This window comes from Candidatus Margulisiibacteriota bacterium, assembly GCA_028706105.1.
GTDB lineage: Bacteria > Margulisbacteria > Riflemargulisbacteria > GWF2-35-9 > DYQY01 > DYQY01.
Window position 1 is genome coordinate 12045 of record JAQWCF010000009.1, and the last position, 20508, is coordinate 32552.

Here is a 20508-nt window from a genome sequence, read left to right on the forward strand (position 1 = left end):
AGAAATGTTAACAGCAAACCAATTAACTTATCTTCATAATATCTCCGCCAAAATACGAAAGCATATAATCGAGATGACACATTATGCTAAATCGGGTCACCCTGGTGGCTCAATGTCTATGACTGATATTGTTACTTTTTTATATTTTAATTGGTTAAATATTGACCCAGAACAGCCTAAAAAAGCAGACAGAGATATTTTTGTTTTATGTAAGGGTCATGCTGCACCTGCTTTGTATTCAGCAATGGCAATAAAAGGATTCTTTCCAGAAGAAGAGCTTAAAACACTTAGATGTATTGGTTCGAGATTGCAGGGTCATCCAGATATGAATAAATTACCGGGGATAGAGATGTCTACTGGTTCATTAGGACAAGGGTTGTCAGTTTCAGTTGGGATGAGTTTGGCGCTGAAGTTAGATAACAAAAAGAATCGCGTCTATGCAGTTATGGGAGATGGCGAGTTACAAGAAGGACAAGTGTGGGAAGCAATGATGTCAGCCGCGCATTATAAATGTGATAATCTGTGTGTTTTTGTAGATAATAATAAGCAACAGATAGATGGTAATATTACTAATGTAATGGGAATAGAGCCATTAACTGATAAACTTAAAGCCTTTGGCTGGGAAGTTATTAATATTGATGGTCATGATTTTGAGCAAATTGAGAGTGCTTTAGTAACGGCAGACAAAGTAGTTGGGAAGCCGACTGTTATAATAGCGGCGACAGTTAAGGGCAAGGGCGTGTCTTTTATGGAGAGCCAGCTTTGCTTTCATGGTGCTCCTTGTAACGATGAACAGAAAGCAATAGCTTGTAGTGAGTTAGATAAAAAAATGGGAGTTTGTGGATGTCAGGAGTAGCAGCAATGAGAGATTATTATGCAAAAGTATTAATCGCTTTAGGTAAGAAAAACAAAGATATTGTTGTTTTAGATGCAGACTTATCTTGCTCAACCAGAACAGAGAAGTTTGCCAAAGAGTTTCCGGATAGATTTTTTAATGCCGGAATAGCTGAACAAGATTGTATTGGAATGTCTGCAGGCTTTGCTTGTATGGGTAAAACAGTTTTTGCAAGTTCCTTTGCAATGTTTATTACTGGGAGAACATGGGAGCAGATTAGAAATTCAGTTTGTTATCCTAATCTTAATGTAAAAGTATGTGCCACTCACGCAGGAATAACTGTGGGAGAAGATGGAGCTTCGCATCAGGCACTGGAGGATATCGCTTTAATGAGAATACTTCCCAATATGAGAGTTATAGTTCCGGCTGATGCTCTAGAAGCGGAACAAGCAATCCATTTTGTTGCCAAAGAATCTGGTCCTTTTTATGTAAGAATGAGCCGAGGAGCAACTCCTGTTATTTTTAACGAAGGGGAATGTGATTTTCAGCTAGGCAAGAATAAAGTTTTGAAAGAAGGTAAAGATGTAACAATAATGGCATCTGGAATAATGGTTAAGATGGCTTTAGATGCTGCAGATGTTTTGGAGAAAGAACATGAAGTTTCTGCCGCAGTTGTTAATGTTTCTAGTATTAAACCTCTAGATGAAGAAAATATTTATAAAATGGCTGTTAGCACAGGTGCATTTGTTACAGCTGAAGAACATTCAATCTTTGGTGGTGTTGGTAGTGCTATAGCAGAAGTAACTGCTCGCAAGTGTCCTGTTCCAATCGAAATGCTTGGTATCGCAGGAGTATTCGGGGAGAGCGGGAAACCAGATGCCCTATTAGAGAAGCATGGGCTGAATGTAAAAGGCATTGTTTCTAAAGCATTACTTGCTGTCTCACGCAAATAAGTGATTAGGCTAAGGAACGTTACTAAAAAATATCAAGACTTTGTTGTTCTTAACCATATAAATCTTCATATAGCTAAAGATGAGTTTGTTTTTTTAGTTGGGCCTACTGGTGCAGGAAAAACTACTATTTTGAGCCTTTTAACAAGAGAGCAAACTCCTGAATCTGGCAAAATATACATGGGGATGACTAGTATTAATGAGCTTAATGAGAAGCAAGTTTCTAATTTGAGAAAAAACATAGGATTTGTTTTTCAAGATTTTAAGATACTAAATAGAACTATTTATGAAAACTTAGCTTATGTTTTAAAAATTCAAGGTGAACGAAAGAAGATTATCGTAGAGAAGATCGAACGGGTGGCAGAGTTAGTAGGGTTGGAAAGCAAGCTACACTGTTATCCTTATCAGCTTTCAGGTGGTGAACAGCAAAAGGCGTGTATCGCGCGTGCAATAATTAACAAACCTCCAGTTTTACTTGCTGATGAGCCAACAGGTAATCTTGATCCTGATGCGTCACTTGAAATAATCCAGTTAATGTCAAAAATCAATTTAGACAATACGACTGTAGTTGTTGCAACACATGACAAGGCAATAGTCGATCTTATGAGAAAAAGAGTAATTGCTTTACATGGTGGCAATATAATCCGAGATCAGCAAATGGGCAGTTATCATGAGTGTTAGAGTTTTAATTTTTTTATTTGAAGAGTCAATTAGCTCAATTAAACAGAATGCTGTCATGACTTTCTTATCTTTTCTTACGGTAACACTTTCACTATCTGTGTTAGCAATGTTTTTGATAGTGTTTATGAACATTAATTCCATGATAACGGCTATAGGTGATGACCTTAATATTTCTGCTTATTTGACTCGTGATGTCACAGAAGCGCGGTTGCGCCAAGTTAGTGATCAGATAAAGATGATTAAAGGTGTAAAATCCTTATCTGTAGTGACTAAAGAATCTGCTTGGGAAGACCTTAAAGGCAAGCTTCAATACCAAAAAGAAATAATCGAGCTTATCCCTAGTAATCCTTTGCCAGACTTGATAATCATTAAATTAAAGAAGGTTAATAACACTGATAGTGTTTTAAAAGAATTGAAGTTTATAAAAGATATTGAAGAAGTAAGACATGGTAAAACTATTGTTAATAAATTTAGAAGCATTGTTAAGTTGTTTGATTTAATAGGAGGTTTAATCGTTATCTTGCTACTTTTTTCAACATTTACAATCATTTCAAGTACTATCAATATCACGATGATAGCTAAAGAAAAAGAAATAAAAATAATGAAATTAGTGGGTGCAACCAATGGTTTTGTGGAATCTGTTTTTGTCTTAGAAGCTTTTATTATTGGGCTGCTAGGTTCTTTAATGGCAGTTGGTCTTATTAATTTGATATTTTTTCTTGTAAATAGTAATTTACAACAGGTCTTTCATTTTGCTTATGTTTTTACAAAGCAAATGAATTTTGTTTCTTTAAATATTTTTATTATCAGTATAGGATTAGCAATTAGTGTTAGTGCCAGTTTTTTTTCAGTAAAAAGTTTATTAAAGAATATTTTAAAAAAGTATAGCTAGGAGGTAAAAATGTTAAATTTTTTGAGGGAGAGAGCTAAAGAAATATTAACAATAACAGTCGTGTTATTTGTCTTATCATTTTTAGGAATTGGGGCGTATTCTTTTTTGAATCAAGGTAATGGTGAAGAAAACAAAGAGGAAGCAACTTCTGCCTTAGGTTTGTTAAATGGGAAACCATTGGATGGTTATTATTATAATAGGCAATTTAATCAAGCTTTTTCTAATATTCCTAGTGAGCAACGGATGCTTTTGGATCCGGATGTAGTGGATTATTATCGTTATCAGGCCTTTCAAGAAACAGTAGCAAACATGTTAATGATGGACGAAGCTAATCGAGAAGGGATAAAAGTTTTCCCTCAGGAGTTTAATTATAGGATGGAACAGCTAGTTAAGGCTTATGGCTTAAAGAATGTAGGTGCGTTAAAGAAGCTCATAAAAGATAATAAGATAGAGTGGAAAGTTTTTAAAGAACAACAGAAGAATGATATTATTGTTTCAAAATTTTTAGGTGGTATCACTAGCAGGGTTAGAGTTACACCTTTGGATAGGGAAATGGCTTTTACGGAGGCTAAAGTTAGACATATTTTGATAAAAGTTGACCAACAAGCAACAGATAATATGGAAGAAGACCTAATTAAATTAAAGAAAGCAGAAACAATTTATGAAATGGTTCTGAGTAACAAAAAAAACTTTGCGAAAATAGCAGAAAAATATTCAGAGGATACTGCGTCAGCTGAAAAAGGTGGGGATTTGGGCTGGGTCGGTCGAGGACAGATGGTCCCAGAATTTGAGTCCATGTTGCATACACTAACAAAGGGTGAAATAGGTGGTCCAATAAGAACTATTTACGGGTACCATATTATTTTAGTTGAAGATAAGAGAGAAAAAGATAAACCAGCAGACCTGACAGATGAACGTGTAGATCAGATAATCTTGCAACAAAAGCAACAGGAAGCCATTCAGGAATGGCTGAAGCCACTAAAGTTGTCAGCTAATATCGAAATAATAGATTCTCAAATAAAGGCCTATGATTACAAAGTTAATCAGCAGTATGAAGAGGCTTTAATTGAGTATCAAAAAGCGTTGATGGCTAATAGTGAACTACTTACTTATACTCAGATTGCTAGGATGCTAGATAGATTGGGCAACAAAGATGAAGCAATAAGAGCTATCAGGAAAGCGCTGATACTGCAAAATAGGCTTCAAGGATACCGTTACCCTTCATTATATTTTGCAGGGCTAGATCTTTTTATTAAGTATAAACTAACTGATCTTTATTCTAGTTTAATAGATGATGCTTTGGTTACATTCAAAGGGAAAGAAGTAGTTTTGAGTGTTTTAGATAAGAATTATAAAAACAAAATGACCAAAGAACAGAAATCTAATCTAGATGAACAATTAAAGTTAATTGATGATCAAAAGAAGGAAGCAGAAGCAACGAAAAAGAAAGATTCACTTAATCCTTTTTCAGCATTAGAGGCGTTGGATAGCTTAACAGAAAATAGTTTAGCAAAATAGCTTAGCAGAGTATAACGCCTTTTTTATTGAGCTTGAGAGCTTATGGTTAAATAGCTAGGGGATATTTTTTATTAACTACAATATTTGCTTATGAAAAAATTGTATAATAGTTTATTATTTTTTTTTGCCAACAAAGGTAGTATAAATTTAAAAATAATTGATTTAGGGTTAAACCTAAAAGTATCTAAGATGATTTTGTAAGAGATAATCTGCGGGTAAGCTTTTGCTAAATGAAATAGTTCCATGTCTACAGTGTAAGCGTTGTTGAACTGTCTAGATAGTTTTTTCTTGTTCTGAAGGCTATTTACTGTGATATTTTCAACATGACTGCTGGAATCAAGAATCAATTTTTCTTTTCCATTGTTGCCAAAGCTTTTGCCTATTTTTAGAATTGTAGACGCTTTAATGCTTTTAAGTGCTCCTGCATTGCCTAGGTTGAAGGTTTTTTCTGCTTTAATGTCTTGAAGAAATTCATTTTGGTTTTTTAGAGTTCGCTTAATTGCATTTTTCCCTACACCAGTAACAATGAGTAGTATTCTTTTGTTATTTATTGTAATTAAAAAAACTCTGTCATTCACCTTTTTTGCTTTCTTAAGGAAAGAGGAAACTTCTCTTTTTTCAGCAGCAAAAACAAGATAATCAATCTTTTTGTTTCCCATAATCATTAGTCTTCTAGACTGTGGATTATAAGTCCGCTTCGAAGTTTAGGTTCGAACCACGTTGTTTTAGGTGGCATTATCATATTATTGTCGGCTATTGCCATTAGTTGCTCCATGGAAACAGGATACATCGCAAAGGCAGCTTTCATTTCTCCAGAGTCTACTCTTTTTTCTAGTTCTTGTAGTCCCCTGATTCCTCCAACAAAGTCGATCCTTTTGCTTGTTCTTAAGTCATGAATATTAAGCAATGGTTCTAATACAAACTTTGTAAGAGTTGTGACGTCAAGCGCATCAATTGGGTCTTTGTCGTTGTAAGTGTTTTCTTTAAAAGAAAGCTTATACCAGTTGTTATCTAGGTAAAGACCCATGATGTGTTTGTTTTCTGGTCGATAAGTCTCTTTACCCTTGTTTTCTATAATAAAATTTTGAGAAAGTTTTACTAAGAACATGTCAGGAGTAAGTCCATTCAAATCTTTAATAAGGCGATTATAGTCAAAAATTTTTAATTGATTATCTGGGAAAAGAACAGTTAAAAAATAATTGAATTCTTCTTTTCCAGTGTAGCTTGGTTGTTTTTCTCTAAGTTCTTTGCCTACTAATGCTGCTGCGGCACTCCTATGGTGTCCATCTGCAACATAGGTATAGGGTATATTTGTGAAAATTTTGGTAATTTCATTAATGGAATCTTTGCTTGTAATAAGCCAAAAAGAATGAGTAATTCCATCCTCTGAGGTGAAGTTATATTCAGGTTCAAACTTACTAATTGTTTTCTCAAGAATTTGGTCAATTCTAGGGTTTGCTGGATATGCCAAGAAAATAGGCTCAATGTTAGCATTATTTATTTTGACATGGACCATTCTGTCTTCTTCTTTGTCTTTTCTGGTTAGCTCGTGTTTCTTGATGTTTCCATTTAAGTAGTCGTCGATGCTAGAGCAAGCCACTAGTCCAATCTGTGTTCTTCCTTCCATTTTTTGTGAGTAAATATAGTATTTTTCTTCTTTGTCTTGAATAAGCCAATTGTTTTCTTTAAATTTATTGAAATTCTCTAGCGCTTTATCATACACTTGCTGTGAATGTTCATCAGTGCCGACAGGGAAGTCTATTTCTGGCTTTATTATGTGATAGAGAGACATGTTGTTGTCTTTGGCTTCAGTGCGTGCTTCTTCAGAGTTTAAAACGTCGTATGGACGTGAAGCTATCTTTGTTTCTAATCCTTTTTGTGGTCTAATCCCTTTGAACGCTTTTATTGTGACCATGTTAACTCCTTAGCCGAAAGTCCTTCTCGCTTGAGCGTGAATCTGTTAGTGATTTTCTCACAGAGATAGAAATAGCAAAAGGACAAAATTAAGCATTCATTGTCATAGCTTTAGGCTTTTAGCTTTTAGCTTTAGGCTATATAATAATCTTTATGAATTATCTATTTGAAATTGGTACAGAAGAAGTCCCCGCAAGGTTTTTACAAAGCTTAATAAGTGATTTAGTTGAGAATGTTACAAAGAGACTAGAGAAAATAACTTACCATGAAGTTGAAACCTTTGCGACTTATAGAAGATTAGCTTTGATCATAAAAGGACTATCAAAAGAACAGTCCTCGAAACAAGAAGAGATAAAAGGCCCACCAGAAAAAGTTGCTGTTAATGAAGATGGAAGTTACACAAAAGCAGGAGAAGGTTTTTTGAAAAAGTTTGGAGCAACTGAGGGTGTTATCCGTGAGGGATATTTGTATGTTAGTTTTTTTGAAAAAGGCAAACTTACTAAAGATATTTTAGGAAAGATTGTTGTTGATGCGCTCTCTGCTTTGTACCTACCAGTAGCCATGAAATGGGGAAATGAGACACAGAAGTTTTATAGACCAGTGCATTGGATAGTTTCAATATTAGATGACACCATTTTGCCTTTAGAATTTGCAGGAATCAAAGCAGGAAATACCACTTGCGGACATCGGTCTTTTAGTAAAGGACTAAATATTAATGGGGCGGAATTATTAATTGACTTACCTGAAAATTACGAAAATTTACTTTTAAAAAATAACGTCAAAGCTTCTTTCTTAAAGAGAAAGGAATATATTAAAAGTCAACTTATTAAAGTGACAAGCAATGTCGTTCTTGATGAAGTCTTACTTAATGAGGTTTGTGGATTAGTTGAAAATCCTGTAGTTTTACAAGGCGAATTTGAAGAAGAATTTTTGCAAATTCCAGACAGAATCCTGATTACATCTATGCAAAAAAATCAGAAATATTTTCCACTAATCGAACAAGGGAAATTAACAAATAAATTTTTAATGGTTGCCGACAATGTAAACGAAAAAAACAGTAAAAATATTATTGCTGGTAATCAAAAAGTTTTAAGAGCTAGACTTTTTGATGCAAAATTTTTCTTTGAAGAAGATACTAAATATGATTTTGAACATTTTAACAATCAGTTAAAGACAATAACTTTTCAACAAAAATTGGGAAGTATTTATGAGAAAGTTGCGAGGAATATTTTAGTTGCTGAGTTTATAATTAAGAAACTAAAGCTAGATTCAAAACAAAGAGAAACTGTTTTGGCAATTACGGGAAATGCGAAGGCAGATTTGGCAACAGGTATGGTTAATGAGTTTGCTGAGTTACAAGGCTATGTTGGACAGCAATATGCTTTAAAATGGGGTATCGATAAAAACATTGCAGATAGTATTTATGAGCATTATCTTCCTTCCTTTGCTGGTGATGTGTTGCCAAGTTCTTTAATTGCATCTATTGCTTCTGTTTCTGATAAAATTGAAACTATTGTTGGTCAGTTTGTAATAGGAAAAATACCCTCTGGTTCTCAAGATCCTTTTGGGTTAAGACGACAAGCTAATGGCATTGTCAGAATATTTTACGAAAGAGATTATTTCCCCTTTTCTTTAGAGGAGCTATTGGAAGCCACGGTTAGTTTGTATAAAAACTTTGATCTTTCCAAGGACAATATTTCCAAATTATATGATTTTTTTGAACAAAGAATAGAGCAGTATTTGAAAGACCAAAATGTTGCAAATGATGTAATTCAAACTGTGAAGTCGTTCAATATTCTCTTGCTTAAGAAAAGATTAAATTTTATTTCAATTCTTTCTGCCTCAGAAAAGAGGAAAGATGTTTTAGAAGCAATAGTCAGAGTTCTTAATATTACCAAAGATGCTAATTTGGGAGAATTAAAGGTTATAGACCCCTTTTTGTTTGAGGATGCTTCTGAGAGAGCACTTTTTGATACCTTTAAATCATTAACAAAAATAGAAAGAGCATGGGATGATTGTCTTGTTCAAGAGTGGAAGCTTTTAGCAAAAACAATAAGTAACTTTTTTGAAGCAGTTATGGTCATGGTTGATGATGAAAAGATAAAGAATAATAGACTGAGTTTGTTGCATAATATGAGGATGTATTTTGAACAATTTGGAGATTTGAAGACTTTACAGTTTTAGTATATTTTAATTTCAGGTTCTAGCTTAATTTGAAAATTAGTACTTACTTTGGTTTGGATAATTTTAATGAGTTCAACAAAATCCTCAGCTTTTGAATTTTTATTGCATAAGATAACGTTGGCATGAGTGTTACAAATTTGTACTGATTTATATGAGTAGCCTTTTAGCTCGCAGTCATCAATAAGTTTACCAGCAGAGAACCCTTTAGGGTTTTTGAAAATGCTTCCTAATGTATAAGCTAGAGGATGCGAAAGCTCTCTTTTTTGTTTAAAGGTACTACAGTTGTTTTGTATTGTTCCAGAATCTTTGTTTTCTAGTTGTAATAAGCAAGCAGTAATTAAGTATTTATTAGTTTTAAAAACAGAATGCCTGTAACCAAAAGCACATTCTTGCTTAGAGAGCGTTAGGTGCTTTTTGTTTTTTAAATCAAAGCAATTAACCTCTATGATTAAATCGCTTATGGTTTTATCAAAGGCTCCAAAGTTTTGATAAATAGCACCACCTAAAGTAGCAGGGATTGGATAAGTAAATTCAAGTCCTCCGATATTCTGAGCTTTTAGATTTTTAATCAAATTAGGTAGCAAGATACCAGCTTCAGCATAAAGAATATTTTTCTTTAGTTCGTATTTTGCAAGTTTTTTTAACGATACAAATTGGTTTTTTTGATTGCTAATAAAAAGCGTGTTTGTTCCATTTCCTAAAATAAAAGCATCTTCGTTTATCTCAATTAATTCAGAAATATTTTCTGGAAAATGTATTTGGTAGTTTTCTCCAAGGCAACGAGAAGCACTTATCTCTTGAGCATTTATAGTGCTAACAATCATTTTAGTTGTCTACTTTTTTCATGTTTAGAATTTGTACAATTTCTTTGGAAACGAAGGTTACATCTCCTGCTCCTAAAGTTATAATCAAATCACCAGCTTTTGCAATTTCTGCTACTTTCGGAGGAATATTACTAACTATGGGGATAAATTCAGCTTTATTTTTTTCAAACATAGGTAAAATGTCTATTGCTTTGACATTACCTGGGTCTTCTCCAGCAGCATAAACTTCCGTAAAGAAGACTTTATCAGCGACAGATAGTGATGTAACAAAATCCTTTTGAAAAGCTGCAAATCTTGAATAACGATGTGGTTGGAAAATCGCGATTATTCTTCTGTTGTACTCTTTGGCTGCTTCTAGTGTGGATTTAATTTCAGTTGGGTGATGGGCATAGTCATCAAATATCATAATGTCATTAACTTCGCCAGCCTTGTGAAATCTGCGACTTGCGCCTTCAAATGTCTGGAATGATTTAACTACATCAGAGTAACTGAGGTTAAAGTTTTTTGCTAAAGCAAAAACAGTTAAACAGTTTTCAATGTTATGTTTACCAGGTATGTTTAATTTAACTTGAGAGGCAATTAGTTCTCCATCAACATAGACGTCAAAAGATTTTCTACCATCCGTTTGGATTAAGTTTTTAGCTTGTACTGTATTATTATTATTAAAGCCATAGGTTATAACTTTTTTGCCTTTAACATTCAATTTTTTAATGTTTTCATTGTCACCATTAACAATCAGAAGATTGTTGTTTTTATCGAGTCTTTTAATAAAGTTATTAAATGCATCTAAAATATCTTTAATATCTTTAAATTGGTCCATATGCTCTTCTTCTATGTTTGTGATTACAATAATATTAGGATTCAAAAAAAGAAAAGAGCGGTCACTTTCATCTGCTTCAGCAACGCAAAAATCCTTTTGACCATACTGGGAGGCAATTGTAGTGTTTTTTAACGGTGCACCAATAATGTAGGTTGGTTTTCTTCCAATAGAGCAAAGATAGTGAGAGATGAAGCTGGTTACTGTTGTTTTTCCATGCGTTCCTGCTACTGCAAGACGAATGTTGTGTTGATCCATAATATATGAGAGCATTTCTGCTCTTTTTAGAATAGGGAGGTTATGACTAATTGCTCCTTTTAATTCAACGTTATTTGCTTTAATTGCAGCAGAAATTACTACAATTTCTGCCGTTCTAATATTACTTACATCATGTCCATAGAATATTTGAACACCTTTATCTTTCAGCAAAAGAGTATGGATGTTTTCTTTTATGTCACTGCCGGAGATTTTGTATCCCATATCAACAAGCACAGAAGCAATCGGGTTCATTCCGCTTCCGCCTATTCCAATAAAATGAATGTTTTTATTTTCTAGTATCATAAGTATCCTTTTTCTTTCAAAGTATCAATGATAATACCACTTGCGTTATTAGGCAATTTATTAAGTGCAGATTGGTATTTCTTACTGTTTGTATTAAGTTTATTCAGGGTTTCTAGTAAGTTATCTTTATTTAAGCTTTTTTCTAAGATCATTTCTCCACCATTGTTTTCAACAATAAACTTTGCATTAAAAACTTGGTGATTATTTGTCGCATAAGGGTAGGGAATATAGAGCGAAGGTATTCCATTCTCAGTAAGCTCAGAGATACTCATCGCCCCTGAGCGACTAATCGCTATTTTTGTGCAAGCAAGTAGTTCAGGCATATCATTGCGGAAGGGGTATATTTCTAGCTTAATTTCGGTCACTTGGTATAGATTATCTGCTATTTTTTTAGCCTTTATTTTTTCTATTATCTCCGGATATGTCTTTTCTCCAGTGAGCCAGACAATGTCTAGTCCTAATGAGGAAATAGCAGTGAGATTGTCTGCAATAAGTTCATTAATAGCCTTTGAGCCTTGGCTACCACCAAAGACTAGAAGTTTTGTTTTTTTTCCTTTTATTGTTTGAGCAACGGGATTGCCGGAGAAAATAGTTTTCTTTTTTGAAAAAGAAGTAATTGGATAACCTGTAAAAATAACTTTCGCAAATTTAGCTAAAAATCTGTTTGTTTTGCCAGGAATACTGTTTTGTTCAAGTAGAATAATAGGCAAACCTAATGAGATTGCTGCGACTCCAACTGGGAGAGTAACATAGCCACCAGTTGAGACTATAAATTTGGGTTTTAATTTTTTTAAGATAGTTCTTGCTTTAAACATACTAATAACAATGTTAAACAAATCTCTTTTTAATGACGGTAGGCAGATGAAATCATAGTTTTTAATCATTAGTTTTTCTAGTCTGTCGCCACCAATAAACGTAATACTTTCATTAATCTTGTCAGCAAGATTTAAGGCAGGAGAGATATGCCCTCCAGTTCCTCCGCAGGTAAAAACTATCATTAATGAATCCTTTGTTGATATCTGGAAGCATTCATGATAACTCCAGTTACTGCGAGAGCCATAACAATTGATGTCCCCCCAAAACTAATAAAGGGAAGAGTTATACCTTTCGTTGGTGCGAGGTTGATAGAGACCGCAATATTAAAGAGAGATTGAAAAGAAAGCCAAGTAGTTATTCCGATGATAAGTAGTTTGGAATATAGTGTTGTTTGTCTAATTGCAACAAAATAGCATTTTATGTAAAAAATAGTCATTGGTAATAAAAACAGGATAATTGTTAGGATAAATCCTAATTCCTCACAGATGATTGCAAAAATAAAATCCGTATATTGTTGAGGTAAATAAAAGAATTTTTGTCTTGATTGTCCAAACCCTAGACCAAAAAGCCCACCTGAACCTACAGCAATCATTGATTGTATGACGTGGAATCCTTTGCCATATTTGTCAGCCCAAGGATTTAAGAATCCTTGCACTCTAGCTAATTGATATGGTCTTGCTAGTATACTTAGCGCACCAACTAATCCTACGAGTCCACCCATAGACAACAGCCACTGCATTGGTACACAGGCAATAAGAATTTGTACTAAAAAAACCATTCCAATAACAATAGTTGTCCCTAAGTCAGGTTGAGTAAGAACGACAGAAGCAGAGGCGCCTATTATCGCAACTAAAACTAAAAACAACCTTAAGTTTTTGTTTATTATTTCTTGATATTTATCTAAAAAATCAGCAGTGAATAGTAATGCAGCAAATTTAACCAACTCAGAAGGTTGGAAGGTAAGTCCTAAAAATTTAATCCATCTGGTTGAACCACTTATAGTAATTCCAATGCCCGGTATATGTGTTAGCATTGTTAAAAAAATAGCACCAGACAGTATCAACCAAGAAAATCTTCTAATAAACTGGTGTGGAAAAATGTAAGCTGTAAAAAAAGCAAAAATTCCTATGAAAATAAAGATGAAGTGTCTAGTGACAAAGTAAAAGCTTTGGTTATGCTCTTGGTAGCCAATTACATTGGATGAACTCATTATCATAATTATCCCAAAAATAGTAAGCCAAACAGCTAGCCCTAGTAATTTAAAGTCGGGTTTACTTGTTGTTGGGAATTGCTGATACAATTTGTTTAAAATCATTGCCACGTTCCTCGAAGTTTTTGTACATATCAAAGCTTGCACAGGCAGGAGACAATAAGATGATATCTCCACTATTAGATTTGTTATAGGCTAAATTAATAGCTTCTTCTAAATTATGTGTGTTGCCTAGCAAAAGATTGCTATCTTTTAGTTCTTCATAAAAGAAGTCTCTTGCACCGCCAAAGGCTATTGAGCGAACTTTCTTTTTTTTAATTAAATTAAACATTGTTTGGTAGGAAACTGCTTTTTTATCTCCACCTAAAAGAAGGATAATTTTTTCGCTAGGAATAGAGTTAAGTGCAGCAATCGTAGAGTCTGGGTTAGTCGCTTTGGAGTCATTTATGAATTCAATATTGTTGATTGTTCTAACTTTTTCCAAGCGATGCGGATAGGCCTTAATGTTTTTGATTTTATCAACTGTAACAGACTCTTGATTGATAATTAGTGATGCGTTTATAGCAGCACTAAGATTTTCTTGATTATGTTCACCGAGTAGCGGTGATTCCTTTAGAAATTGGCTAACTGATTCTCTGTCTTGGAGGTCAATTAGCTGAGCTTTTATCTGGTTTTTAGATAGAAAACTCATTATAAAGGAGTCTTTACTGTTATAAATAAAATAATCTTTATCAGTAAGTAAATGTAGTACTTTTAGTTTAATTCTGGCATATTCTTTCATTGTGCCATGCCTTTCAAGGTGGTCTTCAGTTATATTCATTAAGATGTAAATCTCAGGTTTAAAGTTAGGCGACATTTCTAGTTGATAACTAGACGCTTCTAATGAAATTGTTTTGGGGACCTTGAGTGGATTATTGGAAACAAACTCTATTAGTGGCACTCCAATATTACCGGCGGAAGGGATGTTTAATAGTTGTGAAATTAAATCTGTTGTTGTTGTTTTTCCGTTTGTGCCTGTAATTGTTATAAGTTTTGGGGGATTCTGGTAGTATTGAAAAAGTAAATATGCCAGCTCTATTTCACTAATAATTGGAGCTGTAATTCCCAAAGTATATTTTTTAGGGTCTAAGCCAGGAGAAATTATGACAAGGTCAGTGTTTGTAGTATCATTTGTTAATTCGAATAGAGCTAATTCATTAAGTTTCTTTATAACAGCTTTAGCTGTTTTGCCTTCACCTAAAACTGTAATTTTTTTAATGGAAGAAATATTAATGTTTTTAGCCAATTTTTATCGCAATTATTAACATTATTATTCCAATAATCCAAAATCTAAGAACTACTTTATTTTCTGACCATCCGCAAAGTTCAAAGTGATGGTGAATGGGAGACATTTTGAAAATTCGCTTGCCTTTAGTTATTTTAAAATAACTAACTTGTAGCATAACAGAAAGGGTTTCAGCGATAAATACTAAGCCAAGGGGGATAAGCATAAGTTCTTTATGTAGGAGAATTGCAATGCCAGCCAAGATTGCTCCTAAAGACAAAGAACCAGTATCGCCCATAAATATTCTAGCTGGATTAATGTTAAACCAAAGGAACCCTAGCAATGCACCAATCATTATTAGAATAAAAATTAAGATGGTTATATTGGTGCTAATAAAGGCTAGATAAGCAAAGCCAATTAACGAAATAATCGTTAGTCCTGCAGCTAGTCCATCTAATCCATCTGTTAAATTAACAGCATTAGATGTGCCAACAATCATGAAAATTATAAAAATATAGTATAACATTGGTGGTAGAAATTGCAGCGCACCTTGGATGTAAATGAAGTTGTTCGATACTGCCAAAATGCCAGCAAAAATACAGGCAAAAGAAATCTGTAATATCAGTTTTAATTTAGCGGACATACCTTTGTTGTGTTTTTTTCTTATTTTATTTGTGTCATCAAGTATTCCTATAAAAGAGTGAGAAACTAGTAGAAAGGTGAGCATGAGTATATTGAAATCAATGGCGGAACGGAAGATAGCTAGAGAAATTAGAGTGCTAATCAAGATAGCAAGTCCACCCATAGTGGGTGTTCCTTCTTTTACCATATGTGTTTCTGGTGCATCTTTTAAAATATATTGACGCATTTTGGCTTGCTTTAGAATGTTTATTAGAATATTTGTTAATACTAGGGACAGAACAAAGGCTGTTAGGATTATGTTAGTCATTTTTTATAAGTTCCTTTATTATTGTTTCCATTTTAGTTGATCGTGAACCTTTAAAAAGAATCACGTTATTATTTGGGCGTATTTCATTGAGCTTGTTCAGTATCAATGATTTGTCTGTATAATAGTAACATTTGTCGTCCTTTTTCTCAATTCGAAGATATGTATTTCCATAAAATATCGCTTTTTCAATTTTTTGGTCGTGGATAACTGTATTTACTAGTTCTTTGTGGAAAAAATCTTCTTTTTTCCCTAGTTCTTTCATTTCGCCAAAGACTGTAATGATTTTTTTGTCAGGATAGTTAGCTTTGGTTTTATTTATTGAGAATTCCATGCTCTTAGGATTAGCATTGTAAGCATCATCAATAATAATATTCCCTTTCCATTCTAGGACTTCTTCTCTATGTGGGCTTGTAGACTTTAGGTTTAAGTTATCGATGTCTTTTTGGGCGATCCCAAATTGAAGTGCTAAGGCTGTAGCTAGCTTTTGGCTAGATAACAATGCATCATTTTCGGTTATTGAATTTATTTTAAATCCATTTTGTATAGCCTTAGTCTTTACTAAATTAAAGTAATCAATTGTAGTGTTCAAAAAAGTTAAATATTGTTTGTTTTTATCTTTAGGAAAGTTAAAAATTTCGGATTTACCTAAAGCAATATTTCGTTGTGTTTTTAAGAGTTCAAGATGTGCTAATCCAATGTTAGTTATTAAGGTAATGTCAGGTCTTATAATATTTACTAAGTAGCTAATGTCTCCTCTGTGTCTCATGCCCATTTCTACAATAATAAAGTCAGCATTATTAGGAGCATTGAGAATTGTTAGCGGTGCTCCAATTTCGTTGTTTTGGTTTTCAAAGGTGCTGTGCACTGTATACTTAATGCTCAGTATTTGATGGAGCATGTCTTTAAGTGTAGTTTTGCCAGAGCTACCAGTTAGTCCAATAACCGTTGCTTTTATATTGTTAATTCTATGGTGCAGGGCATATTCTTGTAGATTTACATCCAGCACTTTAATTTTCCGTTTAACCATAGCAGGGATAAAGCTATGTCCGTCAAAATTTTCACCTTTAATAGGAATGAATATGTCATTATCTTGAATTTTACGAGTATCTATTGAATACAAAGGGCTAGTTCCTTTACTACTTCACTATCATCGAAGTGTGATTTATTAACACCTATTATCTGATAGTCCTCGTGTCCTTTACCAGCTATCATTATAAAATCCTTTTCTTTTGCAATTTCTAAAGCTTTTTTAATAGCTTCTTTTCGGTCTATTTGTATTATTAATTTGTTCTTATTAGTTATACCAGAAGCTATTTGGTCAATTATTGTTTGAGGGTCTTCGGTTCTAGGGTTGTCAGAAGTAACAATAATAGTGTCAGCCCATTTGTCAGCAACTTTACCCATGAGGGGCCTTTTCTTATTGTCTCTATCGCCACCAGCACCAAAAACAGTTATAAGCTTTGTATTTGTAAGTTTACGGGCTTCTTTGAGAACATTGTCCAAACTGTCTGGAGTGTGAGCGTAATCCACTACAACAGTATAAGTTTTATGAATGGCGACTTTTTCGAACCTTCCTTTTGGTGGTAGTGCGTTAGCTAATGCTAGCTCGATTGTTTTTATCGGAATGTTAAGTGCTTGGCAAATAGCAAAAGCAGCTTTGAGATTGTTTTCATTAAATTTACCAATTAGTTTGTGTTCGAAGTTTAGTTTAACTTGCTTATAGGTAGAGGGATATATTGTTTTGCCAAAGGGATTTGTTAAGAACTTAAATTTAGCGTTCACATAGTTTTTAAAAGTTTTGTGATAATCTAAATGGTCTTGGGTAATATTAGTAAGGAGTTTTACAGTAAAAGGTAGCCCATATATTCGATTTTCTTCTATTCCTATGGAGGAAACTTCCATGATAAGATGCGTTTCTTTTTTTTCTAGCATATCTTTGATTATAGATAAGAGATCAAATATTTCTGGAGTGGTTAGAGGCGAATTTATTGTTCCAATTACTCTGGGCTTTGCTCCAGCTTGTTGGAGAATTTCATGGACTAAGTAAGTAACAGTAGTTTTTCCGTTTGTGCCAGTAATGCCTATTATTTGAATTTTATCCATGTCTAGGGTCCAGAGTGTGCTAAGATATTTGAAGACAGATTTTTTGTCAATTTTGATGATTTTTTTGGTTTTTTCTATCAATTCTTTAGTTATATAGTTTTGACCTTTGTCGATAGCTAAAAAAATGTCATTCATGTTTATTTTTCTGGTGTCATACTGTATCATATAACAAGAATTATAAGGCTATAACAGAAGCAAATGCAATACTGAGATATTTCAAAAAAAGGGGTCGCTTTGTTAACAGGCAAAGAATTATTTATTAAATACAGAGAAGCAGAGGATCCAAAACTTAAAGATCAAATTATAGAACAGCACTACAACCTTGTGATATATGTTGCACGTAAGTTTTTGGGTAAAGGTGAGGAATTAGAGGATCTGATCCAAGTTGGGATTATTGGACTCATTAAGTCCATGGACAATTATGACCCAAGCTATAATGCTGCTTTTGCTACTTATGCTATGCCAATGATAGTTGGTGAGATAAAACATTATTTTAGAGATCACGCTAGATTAGTGAAGCTTCCTAGAAGATTGCATGAGCTTAATGCCCAAATAAAAAAATTAGCCTTTGAGTTTCAACAAGATTATGATCGTTCGCCTACGATTGAAGAGATAGCAACAACGCTTCATGCTTCAGAGGAAGAAGTTTTGGAAGCGATGGAGGCTGGTGAGTCCAGCAGGGCGTTGAGTTTGGATTCTCCTGCTTTTGTGACAGAGAGAAGCGGAGAAGTTGTTTCAGATGCTAGATCGTCCTTGATGGATTCTTTAGGTGTTGACCATCTTGAATCGAAGATAATAGACAGAGAAACACTAAAGTTTGCTATCGCTAATATTTTAAACAGGCGAGAGCAACGGATTATTTATATGAGATATTATGACAACCTTTCTCAGCATGAAATTGCGACATATCTTAGATTATCTCAAATGCACGTATCTAGGTTAATTAAGAATGCTATTGATAAATTATCTAGATATATTCAAAAAAATTCAGTGATATAACACCCTTTTCCAGCCTCACCCCCTAAAGTTACTTCATGGTAGTAGTTATATTTTTTTATCCCCCTCTCCTGGCAGAGAGAGTGGGAATCCTTATGTATTGTTGATAAACCCTTTCTTTTAAGTAAATATAAAACTGTACAGTAACTAAACCTCTCTGTTAGGAGAGGTAGCTACAATTTAGGTAGTTGAATAAATGAAAGAAACTTGAGCTGGTGAGGTTAGCTATATTCCAGTAGCATCATTGTAATATCGTCATCAGTGGTGGGGCTTTTGCTATATTCTTTAATGTCATCTAAGATTTTTTGAAAAAGATTCTCGCCTGAGAGCCAACTGTTGTCTTGGAGTATTTTAATTAATCTTTGAGTCCCAAATAATTCTCCGTTTTCATCTTTTGCTTCAGTTAATCCATCTGTGTATAAAAATATTTTATCGCCTTGTTCTAGGATAATATCTTTTTGTTCGAATTCTGGTGATTCAAACATTCCTAGAAAAACACCTTCAGTTTCTAGCAAGACAACAGAATTATTTTTCTTCAGAAGTATTGGGGCAGTGTGTCCTGCTTTAGAATAAGTTAATTTATTGTTGGTGACATCAAGTGTTGCACTGAAAATAGTAACAAAGTTAATGGCGCTTCCTTCTGTATACTCAAGTAAACGTTTGTTGGCTATTTCCATCATCGGCTTAAGTTGGATTTGCTGAGCAAACAAATCTTCTAATGTATTTTTGGATAGAATCATTACAAGAGCAGACGCAACTCCATGACCAGAAACGTCTCCAATGGCAAAGTTGAGTGTTTCATCTTTTTTGTTTTTTAGAGTAATTACACCTTGTTCATTGTCCGTGGATTGTATTTTATTTTTTATGTCCTTAGCCATAATAAAAAAGTCTCCGCCTATTTTTTCTGCAGGCATGCAAAGTGCAGTAAGTTGGTATTTTTTGTATTGGATTTTATTGGTAGAGAGTAGTCCGCTTTGTATTCTTCTCGCCATATCTAAATCACGCTTGTTTTTCATTTGGTTCCTGTCAGTAGTTTTTATAAGCAGTTCTGCTTCTTGTTTACGTATTTCTGCATCATTTTTTAGTGTTTCTGTTTCTTTAATAGTGAGTAGTTTTAAATCTTTTTCTTTTTTAAGTAAAAGAAGAAGATTAGCAGTTATTATTAAGAATATGAGTATATATATAATATGAATTAACATAGTTGTTCGTAATTAGCCCCCAATGATTATATTTAAGAATATTAGCATCAGATATGCAAAATCAATAGGGGGGTAAGAACTAGAAATCCTACTAAAAGTGTAGGCTTTCTAAATTTTATTGGTGGGTTTTGAACCTTTTCGATAATTATTTTTTTACTGTTGGCGTAGGAATTCCGTTTAAAATGCTATTTATTTGCTTTTCAATAGTTTTTGGTTCTGTTGTTTGTACCGCAGGAACTTTCTCTTCAATAGGTTTTGCTTTTATTGTTTCCGTCTTGGGAGCTTTCGTTTCGTTGGATGTTGATTTTTTTAATCGTTCATTTCTGGAGTACTCTATTGCTTCTTGTGCAAGTTTGTCCCATTTATAGGATTCTGGGTCTCTTGATTCCTTCATCGCTTTTTGATCAACTTCTGTTGGTGTATCTGTAATTTTAAGTCGTTCTCGTAAATATCTTTCCGCTAAAGCTGGATTATTTGCTTTTGTAAATATAACTGTTTTTGTTATTTGACCTACCGCGGTTAGAAGTTCCTTCCCTTCAAGTTTTGTGTTTCCATCAGAATCAGCTTTAGTTAATATTTCTCTTTCTGCTACTGTTGTCATTGATTTTCGTACGAATCCTTGCAGGGATATTGACATGGTATGTCTCCTTAATTTTTATATTAAATTGTCGAAGCAGAACTTAAATAATGCATTGATATATTATGTTTGTTTGGAATTACTTATCAGCGCATTAAAAAACATGCAGAAATCGTACGAGGGGTGGGCATCGAAAAATTATAATGCATTTTTTGGGT

19 protein-coding genes are annotated in these 20508 nt (G+C 33.7%); 7 read left to right on the forward strand and 12 right to left on the reverse strand.

The genetic code is table 11. The features are described from left to right. Window positions 1-4: 4 nt before the first annotated feature. The 5 genes from PHF25_01660 to PHF25_01680 are packed head-to-tail and all read left to right on the forward strand — an operon-like array spanning window position 5 to window position 4876. Entirely contained in the window at window positions 5-856 is an 852-nt protein-coding gene (locus tag PHF25_01660; GenBank protein ID MDD4526725.1) for a transketolase, read from the forward strand. After that, on the forward strand, window positions 844-1788 hold the full coding sequence (locus PHF25_01665; GenBank protein ID MDD4526726.1) for a transketolase family protein: 945 nt from the start codon (window positions 844-846) through the stop codon (window positions 1786-1788). Before PHF25_01660 ends, PHF25_01665 begins: the two co-directional genes overlap by 13 nt. Continuing rightward, entirely contained in the window at window positions 1789-2466 is a 678-nt protein-coding gene (locus tag PHF25_01670; GenBank protein ID MDD4526727.1) for an ATP-binding cassette domain-containing protein, read from the forward strand. Beyond that, complete coding sequence (locus tag PHF25_01675) at window positions 2456-3358, forward strand: permease-like cell division protein FtsX (protein MDD4526728.1); 903 nt, start codon at window positions 2456-2458, stop codon at window positions 3356-3358. Before PHF25_01670 ends, PHF25_01675 begins: the two co-directional genes overlap by 11 nt. A 9-nt stretch (window positions 3359-3367) precedes the next feature. Further along, window positions 3368-4876 carry a peptidylprolyl isomerase gene (locus tag PHF25_01680; GenBank protein MDD4526729.1) on the forward strand — a complete coding sequence of 503 codons (1509 nt, stop codon included), beginning with the start codon at window positions 3368-3370 and terminating at the stop codon, window positions 4874-4876. A 71-nt stretch (window positions 4877-4947) separates the two neighbouring features. Here PHF25_01680 and PHF25_01685 read toward each other — a convergent pair whose 3' ends face one another. Both PHF25_01685 and PHF25_01690 read right to left on the reverse strand, forming a co-directional pair. Further along, window positions 4948-5535 carry a hypothetical protein gene (locus PHF25_01685; GenBank protein ID MDD4526730.1) on the reverse strand — a complete coding sequence of 196 codons (588 nt, stop codon included), beginning with the start codon at window positions 5533-5535 and terminating at the stop codon, window positions 4948-4950. A gap of 5 nt (window positions 5536-5540) precedes the next feature. Then, window positions 5541-6791, reverse strand: coding sequence for a DUF1015 family protein (locus tag PHF25_01690; protein MDD4526731.1), 1251 nt, complete (start codon window positions 6789-6791; stop codon window positions 5541-5543). Window positions 6792-6943: 152 nt separating this feature from the next. On the opposite strand from PHF25_01690, the gene glyS reads away from it, so the two are divergent. Then, window positions 6944-8974, forward strand: coding sequence for a glycine--tRNA ligase subunit beta (gene glyS / locus PHF25_01695; protein ID MDD4526732.1), 2031 nt, complete (start codon window positions 6944-6946; stop codon window positions 8972-8974). Here glyS and murB read toward each other — a convergent pair. Genes murB through PHF25_01735 form a run of 8 tightly spaced genes read right to left on the reverse strand, consistent with a single transcriptional unit; the run spans window position 8971 to window position 17683 of the window. Beyond that, window positions 8971-9798, reverse strand: coding sequence for a UDP-N-acetylmuramate dehydrogenase (murB, locus tag PHF25_01700; GenBank protein ID MDD4526733.1), 828 nt, complete (start codon window positions 9796-9798; stop codon window positions 8971-8973). The two genes, glyS and murB, sit on opposite strands and share 4 nt — an antisense overlap. Window position 9799: 1 nt before the next feature. Continuing rightward, window positions 9800-11176 carry a UDP-N-acetylmuramate--L-alanine ligase gene (murC, locus tag PHF25_01705; GenBank protein ID MDD4526734.1) on the reverse strand — a complete coding sequence of 459 codons (1377 nt, stop codon included), beginning with the start codon at window positions 11174-11176 and terminating at the stop codon, window positions 9800-9802. After that, window positions 11173-12174 carry a UDP-N-acetylglucosamine--N-acetylmuramyl-(pentapeptide) pyrophosphoryl-undecaprenol N-acetylglucosamine transferase gene (locus tag PHF25_01710; protein ID MDD4526735.1) on the reverse strand — a complete coding sequence of 334 codons (1002 nt, stop codon included), beginning with the start codon at window positions 12172-12174 and terminating at the stop codon, window positions 11173-11175. Before PHF25_01710 ends, murC begins: the two co-directional genes overlap by 4 nt. Next, entirely contained in the window at window positions 12174-13307 is a 1134-nt protein-coding gene (ftsW, locus tag PHF25_01715; GenBank protein MDD4526736.1) for a putative lipid II flippase FtsW, read from the reverse strand. The genes PHF25_01710 and ftsW overlap by 1 nt, the downstream gene beginning before the upstream one ends. Next, window positions 13264-14487: a UDP-N-acetylmuramoyl-L-alanine--D-glutamate ligase gene (gene murD, locus PHF25_01720; protein MDD4526737.1), complete on the reverse strand. Its 1224-nt coding sequence runs from the start codon at window positions 14485-14487 to the stop codon at window positions 13264-13266. Before murD ends, ftsW begins: the two co-directional genes overlap by 44 nt. After that, on the reverse strand, window positions 14480-15415 hold the full coding sequence (mraY, locus tag PHF25_01725; protein MDD4526738.1) for a phospho-N-acetylmuramoyl-pentapeptide-transferase: 936 nt from the start codon (window positions 15413-15415) through the stop codon (window positions 14480-14482). The genes murD and mraY overlap by 8 nt, the downstream gene beginning before the upstream one ends. Continuing rightward, on the reverse strand, window positions 15408-16535 hold the full coding sequence (locus tag PHF25_01730; protein ID MDD4526739.1) for a Mur ligase family protein: 1128 nt from the start codon (window positions 16533-16535) through the stop codon (window positions 15408-15410). Before PHF25_01730 ends, mraY begins: the two co-directional genes overlap by 8 nt. Next, window positions 16523-17683: a UDP-N-acetylmuramoyl-L-alanyl-D-glutamate--2,6-diaminopimelate ligase gene (locus PHF25_01735; GenBank protein MDD4526740.1), complete on the reverse strand. Its 1161-nt coding sequence runs from the start codon at window positions 17681-17683 to the stop codon at window positions 16523-16525. The genes PHF25_01730 and PHF25_01735 overlap by 13 nt, the downstream gene beginning before the upstream one ends. 69 nt (window positions 17684-17752) lie before the next feature. On the opposite strand from PHF25_01735, the gene PHF25_01740 reads away from it, so the two are divergent. Further along, the gene (locus PHF25_01740) at window positions 17753-18517 is read left to right on the forward strand and encodes a SigB/SigF/SigG family RNA polymerase sigma factor (protein MDD4526741.1); all 765 of its coding nucleotides are present in this window, start codon (window positions 17753-17755) and stop codon (window positions 18515-18517) included. A gap of 218 nt (window positions 18518-18735) precedes the next feature. On the opposite strand, the gene PHF25_01745 is transcribed toward PHF25_01740, so the two are convergent. Then, a complete protein-coding gene (locus PHF25_01745) occupies window positions 18736-19713 on the reverse strand; it encodes a PP2C family protein-serine/threonine phosphatase (protein ID MDD4526742.1) in 978 nt (325 codons plus the stop codon). 145 nt (window positions 19714-19858) lie between these two features. Continuing rightward, window positions 19859-20350 carry a hypothetical protein gene (locus tag PHF25_01750; GenBank protein ID MDD4526743.1) on the reverse strand — a complete coding sequence of 164 codons (492 nt, stop codon included), beginning with the start codon at window positions 20348-20350 and terminating at the stop codon, window positions 19859-19861. Window positions 20351-20508: the final 158 nt, after the last annotated feature.

Excerpts from the sequence above, each read along its gene's own strand:
- PHF25_01665 (MDD4526726.1), top strand. The coding sequence starts at position 844 with ATGTCAGGAGTAGCAGCAATGAGAGATTATTATGCAAAAGTATTAATC.
- PHF25_01750 (MDD4526743.1), bottom strand. The coding sequence starts at position 20,350 with ATGTCAATATCCCTGCAAGGATTCGTACGAAAATCAATGACAACAGTA.
- glyS (MDD4526732.1), top strand. The coding sequence starts at position 6,944 with ATGAATTATCTATTTGAAATTGGTACAGAAGAAGTCCCCGCAAGGTTT.
- PHF25_01690 (MDD4526731.1), bottom strand. The coding sequence starts at position 6,791 with ATGGTCACAATAAAAGCGTTCAAAGGGATTAGACCACAAAAAGGATTA.
- mraY (MDD4526738.1), bottom strand. The coding sequence starts at position 15,415 with ATGACTAACATAATCCTAACAGCCTTTGTTCTGTCCCTAGTATTAACA.
- PHF25_01680 (MDD4526729.1), top strand. The coding sequence starts at position 3,368 with ATGTTAAATTTTTTGAGGGAGAGAGCTAAAGAAATATTAACAATAACA.
- PHF25_01675 (MDD4526728.1), top strand. The coding sequence starts at position 2,456 with ATGAGTGTTAGAGTTTTAATTTTTTTATTTGAAGAGTCAATTAGCTCA.
- PHF25_01710 (MDD4526735.1), bottom strand. The coding sequence starts at position 12,174 with ATGATAGTTTTTACCTGCGGAGGAACTGGAGGGCATATCTCTCCTGCC.
- PHF25_01660 (MDD4526725.1), top strand. The coding sequence starts at position 5 with ATGTTAACAGCAAACCAATTAACTTATCTTCATAATATCTCCGCCAAA.
- PHF25_01735 (MDD4526740.1), bottom strand. The coding sequence starts at position 17,683 with ATGATACAGTATGACACCAGAAAAATAAACATGAATGACATTTTTTTA.
- murC (MDD4526734.1), bottom strand. The coding sequence starts at position 11,176 with ATGATACTAGAAAATAAAAACATTCATTTTATTGGAATAGGCGGAAGC.
- PHF25_01745 (MDD4526742.1), bottom strand. The coding sequence starts at position 19,713 with ATGTTAATTCATATTATATATATACTCATATTCTTAATAATAACTGCT.
- PHF25_01685 (MDD4526730.1), bottom strand. The coding sequence starts at position 5,535 with ATGGGAAACAAAAAGATTGATTATCTTGTTTTTGCTGCTGAAAAAAGA.
- ftsW (MDD4526736.1), bottom strand. The coding sequence starts at position 13,307 with ATGATTTTAAACAAATTGTATCAGCAATTCCCAACAACAAGTAAACCC.
- murB (MDD4526733.1), bottom strand. The coding sequence starts at position 9,798 with ATGATTGTTAGCACTATAAATGCTCAAGAGATAAGTGCTTCTCGTTGC.